Annotated in this window: 7 protein-coding genes; 4 read left to right on the top strand and 3 right to left on the bottom strand. The window is 74.5% G+C overall.

Going from position 1 to position 9,590, the window contains the following annotated elements; translation table 11 throughout:
* Positions 1 to 110 precede the first annotated feature (110 nt).
* The 3 genes from ACIQOV_RS12935 to ACIQOV_RS12925 all read left to right on the top strand — a co-directional run bounded on the left by ACIQOV_RS12935 (position 111) and on the right by ACIQOV_RS12925 (position 3,416).
* On the top strand, positions 111 to 704 hold the full coding sequence (locus tag ACIQOV_RS12935) for an SMC-Scp complex subunit ScpB (protein WP_380633423.1): 594 nt from the start codon (positions 111 to 113) through the stop codon (positions 702 to 704).
* Positions 705 to 766: 62 nt separating this feature from the next.
* Positions 767 to 2,068: a pseudouridine synthase gene (locus tag ACIQOV_RS12930; protein ID WP_401048056.1), complete on the top strand. Its 1,302-nt coding sequence runs from the start codon at positions 767 to 769 to the stop codon at positions 2,066 to 2,068.
* Between the two features lie 340 nt (positions 2,069 to 2,408).
* The gene (locus tag ACIQOV_RS12925; protein ID WP_401048054.1) at positions 2,409 to 3,416 is read left to right on the top strand and encodes a helix-turn-helix domain-containing protein; all 1,008 of its coding nucleotides are present in this window, start codon (positions 2,409 to 2,411) and stop codon (positions 3,414 to 3,416) included.
* Positions 3,417 to 3,674: 258 nt separating this feature from the next.
* Here the strand turns inward: ACIQOV_RS12925 and ACIQOV_RS12920 are convergent, their stop codons facing one another.
* From ACIQOV_RS12920 to ACIQOV_RS12910, 3 genes are all read right to left on the bottom strand, one after another.
* Positions 3,675 to 4,037, bottom strand: coding sequence for a DUF952 domain-containing protein (locus ACIQOV_RS12920; RefSeq protein ID WP_359899209.1), 363 nt, complete (start codon positions 4,035 to 4,037; stop codon positions 3,675 to 3,677).
* An 84-nt stretch (positions 4,038 to 4,121) separates the two neighbouring features.
* Positions 4,122 to 5,669, bottom strand: a complete 1,548-nt coding sequence (locus ACIQOV_RS12915) for a mucoidy inhibitor MuiA family protein (RefSeq protein ID WP_401048052.1) — start codon at positions 5,667 to 5,669, stop codon at positions 4,122 to 4,124.
* A gap of 3 nt (positions 5,670 to 5,672) precedes the next feature.
* Complete coding sequence (locus tag ACIQOV_RS12910) at positions 5,673 to 7,940, bottom strand: DUF4139 domain-containing protein (protein ID WP_401048050.1); 2,268 nt, start codon at positions 7,938 to 7,940, stop codon at positions 5,673 to 5,675.
* A 508-nt stretch (positions 7,941 to 8,448) separates the two neighbouring features.
* On the opposite strand from ACIQOV_RS12910, the gene ACIQOV_RS12905 reads away from it, so the two are divergent.
* Positions 8,449 to 9,534, top strand: coding sequence for a prephenate dehydrogenase (locus ACIQOV_RS12905; RefSeq protein ID WP_401048048.1), 1,086 nt, complete (start codon positions 8,449 to 8,451; stop codon positions 9,532 to 9,534).
* Positions 9,535 to 9,590 lie beyond the last annotated feature (56 nt).

The following is a 9,590-nucleotide window of genomic DNA, read 5'->3' as shown; positions in this document are numbered from 1 at the left end:
GTGGGGCGGTGGCGGAGGCCCGTCTCGTGCGTCAGAAGTCGGCCCAGCCGACTTCCGGTGCCGAGGGGGCCGCCGACGCCGGGCTGAGGGCCGAGCTGGAAGCCGTCCTGATGGTCGTCGACGAGCCGGTGGCGGAGGAGCGGCTGGCAGGGGTGCTGGAGCGGTCCCGGGCCGAGGTGGCGGCCGCGCTGCGGGAGCTGTCCGTCGAGTACACGGCCCAGGGCCGCGGTTTCGACCTGCGGCTGGTCGCGGGCGGCTGGCGGTTCTACAGCCGGGACACCTGTTCCGCGGCCGTCGACCGCTTCCTCCTGGACGGCCAGCAGGCCCGGCTCAGCCAGGCCGCGCTGGAGACCCTGGCGGTGGTCGCCTACCGGCAGCCGGTGTCCAGATCGCGGGTTTCCGCCGTCCGCGGTGTGAACTGTGACGGCGTGATGCGTACCCTGGTACAGCGAGGACTGGTGGAAGAGGCCGGATCCGAGCCCGAAACAGGTGCGATCCTGTATCGGACGACGAACTACTTCCTGGAACGGATGGGGCTCCGCGGCCTGGACGAGCTGCCGGAGCTTGCTCCCTTCCTGCCCGAGGTCGACGACGTGGAAGCGGAGTCCCTGGAGGGCACGATGATCGCGGAGGCGGTCGCCGCCGCTGCCGCGCAGGCCGCGGACGGCAGTGGCGAGGCCGATCGGGCCGGGCCCGATCGGTAGGGGGCGGTGAGGTCGGCCGAAACGACCGCACATCCCAGACGGAACGACGTACGGACACTTTGATGCGTAGCAGTGGCAACGGCAGGAACAGCAGCGGCGGCGGGAGCGGTCGCGGCGGGCAGGGCGGGGGCCGGGGCGGCAGCTCCTACGGCGGCGGCAGCAGCAGCGGCGGCTCGGGCGCGCGCGGGGGTTCGGGCGCGCGCGGAGGTTCGTACGGCGGCGGTGGCCGCGGCGGCTCCGGCTCCGGCTCGGGGTCGGGCTCGTACGGCGGCGGTGGCCGGGGCGGCTCCGCTTCGGGGTCGGGCTCGCGCGGCGGCTCGTACGGTCGTGACGACCGGCGCGAGGGCCGCCGGGACGACCGGCGTGACGACCGCCGCTACCCGGATCGCCCGCTGCGGCCCGAGGAGCGCAAGTACGACCGCCCCGAGTACGGCGGCGGCCCCAACGCCACCCCGGCCCGCGGCGGCTACACCGGACGGCGCCCCGGCCCGGCCCCGCGCCCGCGCCGTGAGGGCCAGCCCGCCCCGGGCGACCCGCGCCGCCAGCCGCAGCGCTCGCGCGAGCTGCAGGCCAAGATCGAGGACGCCGTCCTCGCCCGGCACGACAAGCCGGCCGTCAAGCTCCCCAAGACCTTCGGCGAGCCCGAGGGCGAGCGCCTGCAGAAGGTGCTGGCCCGGGCCGGCGTCGGCAGCCGCCGCGCCTGCGAGGAGCTGATCGAGCAGGGCCGGGTCGAGGTCAACGGCAAGCGCGTCACCGAGCAGGGCAAGCGCGTCGACCCGCAGAACGACGAGATCAAGGTGGACGGCCTGACCGTCGCCACCCAGTCCTACCTGTTCTTCGCGCTGAACAAGCCGGCCGGCGTGGTCTCCACCATGGAGGACCCGGACGGCCGCCAGTGCCTGGGCGACTACGTGACCAACCGGGAGACCCGGCTGTTCCACGTCGGCCGGCTGGACACCGAGACCGAGGGCATCATCCTGCTCACCAACCACGGCGAGCTGGCCCACCGCCTCACCCACCCGCGCTACGGCGTGACCAAGACCTACCTGGCCGCCATCCAGGGCCCGATCCCGCGCGACCTGGGCAAGCAGCTCGCCAAGGGCGTGGAGCTGGAGGACGGCTACGCCCGTGCCGACAGCTTCAAGGTGATCTCCAACGTCGGCAAGAACTACCTGGTCGAGGTGACCCTGCACGAGGGTCGCAAGCACATCGTCCGCCGGATGCTGGCCGAGGCCGGCTTCCCGGTCGAGAAGCTGGTGCGCACCCACTTCGGCCCGATCGCCCTGGGCGACCAGAAGTCGGGCTGGCTGCGCCGCCTGACCAACCCGGAGGTCGGTCAGCTGATGCGCGAGGTCGGCCTGTAGGCCCGTCCCCGTCCGCTCTGCCGGAGCCCCCGGCCGCACGTGCTGCGGCCGGGGGCTCCGGCGTTCCCGGGGGATGCCGGGCCGGGGCGCGCGGGTGTCGATGTGCGGGTGTCCACGTGTGGGGTGTGTGCGGGCGGGCGCTGCGGACGTCCACGTTTCGGACGAGTGGTGTGAGCCGGGACGCAACCGCTGGTCACGGCCTTGTCAGCGTCATGATCCGTGGCCGAGGATGGCCACCAGCGCACCACGCCGCGGTGTGGCGGGACTGCGCCAGCACGGGGCGCGCGGGTCGGGGCGGGAACGAGCCAACGGGAACGGGCGAGCAGGGGGAGAGGGCGTCGTGTCCGATGCAGCACTGGGACGGGCCGGCGGACAGGCCCTCGGCGCGCTGGGATTGGCGGAGCCGGACGGGCAGGTCTACGCGGCACTGGTGGCCAACCCGCAGTCCACGGCGGAGGAGCTGGCGGAGAGCTGCGGGCTGACGTTCCAGCAGAGCGTGCGCGCACTGGACCGGTTGGCACAGCAGGGCATGGCCACCCGGGCGCCGGTGGACCGGCACCGCTACCTGCCGGTCCCGCCGGACGTCGCGATCGGCACGCTGATCGGGCATCGGGAGTCGGAGCTCCGCTACGCCCGGGCCGAGATGCACCGGCTGATGGACGCCTTCCGGGAGGCCTCGCGGTACACCGACCCGGCGCACTCGGTGGAGGTGCTGACGGGCGGCGAGGCGATCGCCCAGCGGCTGGAGCACATCACCGAGACCAGCCAGTACCAGGTGCGCGGCTTCGACCGTCCGCCGTACATCCAGGACCCGGTGGCGCCGATGCCCCTGCAGCGGCGGCGGCTGCGCGAGGGCGTGAAGTTCCGGACGATCTACGACCGGGAGGCGGTGGCCTGGCCGGGGCGGCTGGAGAAGAACATCCTGGCCGGGGTCGAGGACGGCGAGGAGGCGCGGGTCCGGCCGGCGCTGCCGATGAAGATGATCATCTCGGACGACCGGATGGCCATCATCCCGATCAGCGTCGGCGACAGCGTGCTGGACGCCGCGTACGTGATCCACCCCTCGGCGCTGCTCCAGGCGCTGGACACGCTGTTCGAGGCGGAGTGGGAGCGGGCCGTGCGGTTGCGGGCGGAGGCCGGTTCGGAGGACGGTGCGTCGGGACCGGAGGCCGACCACCGCAAGCTGCTGGGCCTGCTGGCGGCCGGGCTCACCGACGAGTCGATCGCCCGTTCGCTCGGCTGGAGCGCCCGGACCACCCAGCGCCGCCTCCAGAGCCTGATGCGCTCGCTGGGCGCCACCACCCGCTTCCAGGCCGGGATGGCGGCCAGGGAGCGGGGGTGGCTGTAGGGAATGTTGTGACAATTCTTGGTGTCGTGACGGCGCGACGGTCCGTGGAGTCGTGGCCATCCGCATTGTTATGACATTTCGCGTGCTCTGCGTGCTCCATGTGTTCCTTGTGTTCCGCGGCAACGGCGGGGAGCGTGGGAGCTGCCGGCTCCTCGGAACCGCGTGAACCCCAGGATTCGCGTGAACCCCAGAGCGGCGTGAACCCCGAGACTCGCGTGAACCCCGGGAATTGTCATAACTTTCCCCGGTCGTGCCCCGTCAGCTCCAGGGGCTGAGCGCGGCCCAGCGGCCGTCCGGGCCGCGCTCGACCTTCTCCAGGCCGACCACGGCGGTGCGGTTCAGCCGCCCGTAGATGTGCGGGAACAGCACACCGGGGGTGGCCCCTGGTGGCGGGGCGCCGTTCGGGGCCTCCCACTTCACCATCGGCTCCACCAGCGATTCCTCGATCAGCAGCACCATCAGCGGTTCGGGGGTGTCGGCGAAGAAGGCGTTGGCCACCGCGAGCGCCGTCTGCTCGTCCGCCGAGCAGTGGATGAACCCGTCGGTGAGCAGCGACGCGGTGGCGTACGGGCGGCCGGGGTCGGCCAGCCAGTCGTCCAGGGGAGCAAGGTGGAGGATCATGCTTCCTTTTCTACCCGTTGTCTCCGGTTTGGTCCTGAGCGGCCGTCATCGGCACGGCGGTGTCCGCCGTGCCGACCGCAGCGGTCAGAGTCCGGCCACCTTGGCGGACGCGGACACCTCGTACACCAGGGTGAGGGTGCGCCGGGCGCCCGGGGCGAGCGGGACGTCCCAGCGGACGATGCCCTCGGTGTCGAAGGAATCCGGCGCCGGGGCGCACTCCTCCTTGCGCAGCCGTACCTCGACCGCGGACACCTCGCTGACCGGAACCCGCTCGCGCACCGTGACGATCCGCTCGTCGCGCTCCTCCGGGCCGGAGAAGCGGGACAGGTGCAGTCGGACCGTCCGGGTGGTGGTCTGGCGGCCGGTGAGGCCGGCGGTGGCCTGGCGCTCCTCGGTCTCCCGGACCACCCGGTAGCCGTCCGAGCTGCCGAAGGACAGTTCGGCCTCGGCGCCGGCGGCGGTGAAGCGGAGCTCGCCGCGGCCGGTGAAGCCGCTGCCGCGGACCAGTTCGACCGGGCCGGACAGCAGCGGGTGCCCGGCCGTGTTGCGGAACCGGACCACCTGGGTGACCAGCGGGGACAGTTCCGGGGCGCAGGCGTACTCGCTGCTCGCCAGCCCGGTGAAGGCGCCCAGCGGCACCCGGTGGGCGCGGCCGTCGGAGGGCACGGTCGCGGGAGCGGGGGCGGGCAGCACCCGGACCTCGCCGCCGTCGTCCACGCCCGGAACCCGGGAGTCCGCGCCCAGGGTGGCGACCGCTTCCTCGCGCAGCTCGACCTCGACCGTGCGGCGCTCCTCGTCGGTGCGCTCGCGCAGCACCAGGACGTCCTCGGCGACCGCGGGCGGGGCGGTGGCGAGGGCGGAGCGAGCGGTGGAGAAGGTGAGCCGGGCGTTCGTCCAGTCCTCGTTGGTGCGCTGCCAGACCACCGCCTCCGACTCCAGGCGCAGGTCGGCGCCGGCCAGGGTCGCCCGGTAGGAGGGTCGCCACAGCGCACAGGGCACCAGGTGGGAGACGGTCAGTTCGGCGGGGCCGGGCCGCGCCGCCTCGACGGTGAGCTCCAGGTGGGCGGTCAGCTCGGCCGGGTCCTCCTCCGCCTGGTCCAGAGCGGTCAGGGCCTGTGAGCGTTCCTGCTCCAGGCGGCGCAGCCGGGAGTGGGTGGCGCGCAGGTCCTCGCCGTAGCGCTCGCGTTCGGTGTCCACCCGGCCGAGCTCGCGGGCCCAGCGGTTGGGTTCGAGCTCGCCGAGGCCGGCGCCTTCGCCGATCTCGCGCAGCAGGTCGGCGGAGAGCTGGGCGAGCAGTGCCAGGCGGGCCTCCAACCGGGCCCGGGTCTGGTCGGCCAGCCGCGTCTCGGCGTCCAGCCGGTGCAGCCGGTGGCGCAGTTCGGAGTCCTCCGGGCCGGGCGGCAGCGGGGCGCGCGGGGTCCAGTCGCGCACCAGCCGGGCGTCCAGCACCCGGACGCCGTCGGTGGCGGATTCGGCGCGCAGGGTGCGGTCGACGGCGAGGGCGGTGAGCGGGCCGAGGCGCAGCCGCTGCACGCCTGCGGCGAGCCCGACCGTCGTGGTGCGCTCTACCTGGCTGCGGTCCTCCAGGCAGGTCACGGCGGTGACGGGGAGGGGAAGGGTCTCGACGGTCATCGCTCAGTTCCTCCGGTTTCCGCCGACGATGGCCTTTCCGGCCGGGATCTTGATCAGGTAGCCGCCGTCCAGCTCGGTGCGCCCGCCCGGCGGCAGGTCGACGCGCCAGAGCCGGGTGCTGGGCGGGCAGTCCGGTGCGGAGACGGTCGGGGCGTGCCAGTCGGCCCGCTCCTCGATCCGGATCTCGGCGTCGGAGGTGACCGGCACCCGCTCGCGGATCTCCACCGTGACGGCGCGTGCGAGCCGGTTCGCCAGCCGGACGTGCACCCGGTGGTCGAGGACGGTGCTGTTGCCCTTCAGCATGCCGGTGGTGGACTCGTGCAGCTCGGTGCGGCGCGCCACCTCGATGCTCTCGGCGACGCCGATGCCCAGCCGCCGGGTACCGCCGGGCGCCAGGGTGGGCAGCGCGGCGGTGAGCAGGAACTCGTCGTCCACGGTGACCTCGGCCGGGCCGGCCAGGACGGCCTGGTCGGTGCGGTTGGCGAGCACCAGGGTCGCGTACACCTTCTCCTCGACGGCGGGGACGGTGACGTACTCGGGTCGGACGGCGAGGGGGATCTCGCCGACGGTGACGGTGTGCCAGGTGCCGTCGGACGGGATGTCGGCGGGGGCGGCGGCGTCGAAGCGGTGGTCGAAGGAGCCGGCGGACTCCCGGGGCGGGACGGCGTGCCGGGGCAGGGCGAGGGTGCGCAGCTGCGTGGTACCGCTGCCGTCGGGCAGGGGCCAGGCCTGCTCCTCGCGCTCGATCCGTTCGGGGCGGGCGTGCAGGGTGCCGCGCCGGGCGGGGGGCTCCTCCGGGCCGGCCAGGACGAGGTCGGGGTAGTCGAGCAGAGTGGCGTCCGGGGCGAGGCCGGGCGGAGGCGGCGGTGGGGCGGCGTGGCCGACGCGGCGGCGGGCCTCCCCGGGCGGGAGGCCGCCCGGAGCCTGCGGCGGCGATGCGTAGGCCGCGACCGGGGCCGGGGACAGGAGCGGCGGCGGGGCGCCGTAGCCGGCGAAGCCACCAGGACCGCCCGGGGGCGGGGGCATCGGCTCGTCGGCGCTCAGCAGGCCGCCGCCGTACGGGCCGGCCGCGGGGGCGATCTGCTCGTCGGCCCCGAAGGCCTCGGCCCGGGGACCGCCCGGACGTGCGCCGCCGAGACGGGCCGAGCGGGCGGCAGGGGCGGCGGAGACGGGCGTCGGGGCGGGGGTGACGATCGGGCGGGATGCGGTGCGGTGGGGTCGGTGGTGCGGGGCGGGGCGGTCGGCGTCGGCCGCGTCGTAGCCGGTGAAGAGGTCGGTCAGGCCGGCCGGGGGCTCGCGCCAACCGGAGGGCGGCGGGGCGGGCTGGCTGCGTCCGATCCGCAGCGAGGCGAGCCGGGGCAGGTCGGTGCGGCGGTCGAGGTCGGCGGTGGACAGGGCGAGGCGCACGCCCGTCCAGTCCTCGCCGGTGCGCTGGGCGACGGCGGCGCGCAGGACCAGGTGGGCGGTGTCGGAGCCGGTCCGGTAGGACAACCGGTAGGCGGGCACCCAGCGGGCGGCGGGGACGCCGTACTCCAGTTCCAGGTCGAGGTGGTCACCGCCGGGGGCGGTGTCCTCGGTGGTGCCGGGGGTGGTGAGGGCGGCGGTGCCCGCCGTGGCGCCGGGGGCGGTGCCGGGAGCGGTGAGAGTGAGCAGGACGGTGGTGCTGGTGCCGATCGGCTCGGCCCGGTCGGCGGTGGACGCCCGTTCCAGCCGGTCGGCAGCCAAGTCGAGCTCGTGATCGGCGAGTTCCAGCTCCCGGGTGAGCTGCTCGGCGCGCTCCTGGAGCCGGGCCAGCCGCTCGTCGACGAAGTCGGCGAGCTCCAGCCACGCGTCGGCGGGCGTGCGGCGCAGCGGCTCGTCACGTCGGCGCTGCGGCGGGACGGCGCGCAGTGCGGCGGTCTCGGCGATCGAGGCCAGGACCAGCCGGTGGCGCTCGGCGAGCGCGCTGCGGCGCTCGGTGGCCTCGTCCAGCGCCCGCTTCAGGTCCGGGAGTTCATCCGGCTCGCGGAGTTCGGCGAGCAGTTCGAGCCGGGCCTCGGTGACGGCGGTGCCGGCTGGTCCGGAGAGCACCCGGGCGCGCAGCGAGCGGCCGTCCAGGGCGGCGGGCAGACCGGTCAGCCGCAACCGTCCCCCGGGCGGGACCGGGACGGTGGCCCGTCGGCGGCACACCGCGCCTTCGGCGTACACCACGACGGAGTCCAGGGCCGACGGGTGGGCCGGTACGGCCGGCGGTTTCGACTGCCCGCTCCGGCCGTTGTGCTGATCGTCCATGCGCAACCCCTTCGTTCGCGTGTTCCCCGAGGTGTTCCCCCGCCGCGTGGCGTCGGCGGTGCGGTGCTCGTCGTGCGGCGTTCGTTGTGTGGCGTTCGTTGTGCGGTGTTCGTCCTGCGATGCTCGTTGGCCGTGCGGGCCTCCGGCTCGCCCGCATGCCTGCCCTGTTCGCCTCTGCTTGCTGTCCTGACTGTCCTGAACTGTTCTGCTGCCGGTCCGCGTTTCTTCTGCGTTGCCCAGGTTCCGTGCGGCCCGTGCCTTTCTCCGGGCGGCCAGTCTGCCCCGCTTCGGGGCGGGCGTCGCAGGATTTCCGGGTCCGACGTGCGCACTGTGTGGGACGGGGGCGGGTCCGTGGCGGTTGCCGGTGCCGGAAGCTGCCGGGGCTGCCGTGCGGGTTGCCGGGCAGTGGGTGGGGACTTCGGCGGGGTGGATGAGGGAGGATGGGGCGCGGGTGCTCCCGAACGGTCCCGGCACCTGTCGAGATTCGTGATGAGGAGAGCGACCCGCCATGCGCACTGCCGTCGTCGTCGGCACCGGACTGATCGGCACCTCCGCCGCGCTCGCGCTGACCGCTCGCGGGCTGACCGTCCATCTGGAGGACGCCGACCCGGACGCGGCCCGTACCGCCGAGTCGCTCGGCGCGGGCATCACCGACCCGGTCGACGGCCCGGTGGACCTGGCGATCATCGCCGTCCCGCCCGCGCTGGTCGGCAAGGTGCTCGCCGACTGCCAGCGCCGCAACCTGGCGCACTGGTACACCGACGTCGCCAGTGTGAAGGCCGGCCCGAGCGGCGAGATCGCCGAGCTCGGCTGCGACACCGTCCACTACATCGGTAGTCACCCTATGGCCGGCCGTGAGAGGTCCGGCCCGCTGGCCGCCCGCGCCGACATCTTCGAGGGCCGCCCCTGGGTGCTCACCCCGACCGCGGACACCGACACCGAGACGCTCAACGCCGCGCTGGAGCTGGTCGCGCTCTGCGGCGCGGTGCCGATCGTGATGGACGCCGCCGAGCACGACCGGGCGGTCGCCCTGGTCTCGCACGCCCCGCAGTTGGTCTCCTCGCTGGTCGCGGCCCGGCTGGAGAACGCCGACGAGACCGCCATAAGGCTGTCCGGTCAGGGCGTGCGCGACGTCACCAGGATCGCCGCCTCCAACCCCGGCATGTGGGTCGACATCCTCTCCGCCAACGCGGGCGCGGTCGCCGACGTCCTGGAGGGGGTCGCCCGCGACCTCGCCGAGACGGTCACCGCGCTGCGCGCCATGGAAGCCGTCGAGGAGGACGAGCGCCAGGCCGGAGCGGCCGGGATCGTGGCCGTCATGCGGCGCGGCAACACCGGTCAGGCCCGGATCCCCGGCAAGCACGGGGCGCCGCCCACCCGGTACGAGACCGTGGCGGTTGTGCTGGGCGACCAGCCGGGCGAGCTGGGCCGGCTGTTCGGGGAGGTCGGCGACGCCGGGGTCAACATCGAGGACGTCGTCATCGAGCACTCGACCGGGCAGCAGGTCGGCTTCGTCCAGCTGTCGGTCGCGCCGACGGCGGTGAAGCGGCTGACCAAGGCGCTGCGGGCGAGCGGCTGGAGCGTCCGGGACTGACGTTCCCCGGCGAGCGGCCCGGCCTGTGCCCGGTATACCGGGTGTACCGGGTGTAC

The sequence above is a fragment of the Kitasatospora sp. NPDC091257 genome, assembly GCF_044757675.1.
In the GTDB taxonomy this organism is placed as follows: domain Bacteria; phylum Actinomycetota; class Actinomycetes; order Streptomycetales; family Streptomycetaceae; genus Kitasatospora; species Kitasatospora lactacystinica.
Note: the sequence above shows the minus strand (reverse complement) of the source record. Positions and strands in the feature narration are given on the sequence as shown.

Bases quoted from the DNA above. Each gene is read 5' to 3' on its own strand.
- ACIQOV_RS12935 (WP_380633423.1), top strand. From the start codon at position 111: ATGGTCGTCGACGAGCCGGTGGCGGAGGAGCGGCTGGCAGGGGTGCTG.
- ACIQOV_RS12920 (WP_359899209.1), bottom strand. From the start codon at position 4,037: ATGATCCTCCACCTTGCTCCCCTGGACGACTGGCTGGCCGACCCCGGC.
- ACIQOV_RS12930 (WP_401048056.1), top strand. From the start codon at position 767: ATGCGTAGCAGTGGCAACGGCAGGAACAGCAGCGGCGGCGGGAGCGGT.
- ACIQOV_RS12915 (WP_401048052.1), bottom strand. From the start codon at position 5,669: ATGACCGTCGAGACCCTTCCCCTCCCCGTCACCGCCGTGACCTGCCTG.
- ACIQOV_RS12905 (WP_401048048.1), top strand. From the start codon at position 8,449: ATGCGCACTGCCGTCGTCGTCGGCACCGGACTGATCGGCACCTCCGCC.
- ACIQOV_RS12910 (WP_401048050.1), bottom strand. From the start codon at position 7,940: ATGGACGATCAGCACAACGGCCGGAGCGGGCAGTCGAAACCGCCGGCC.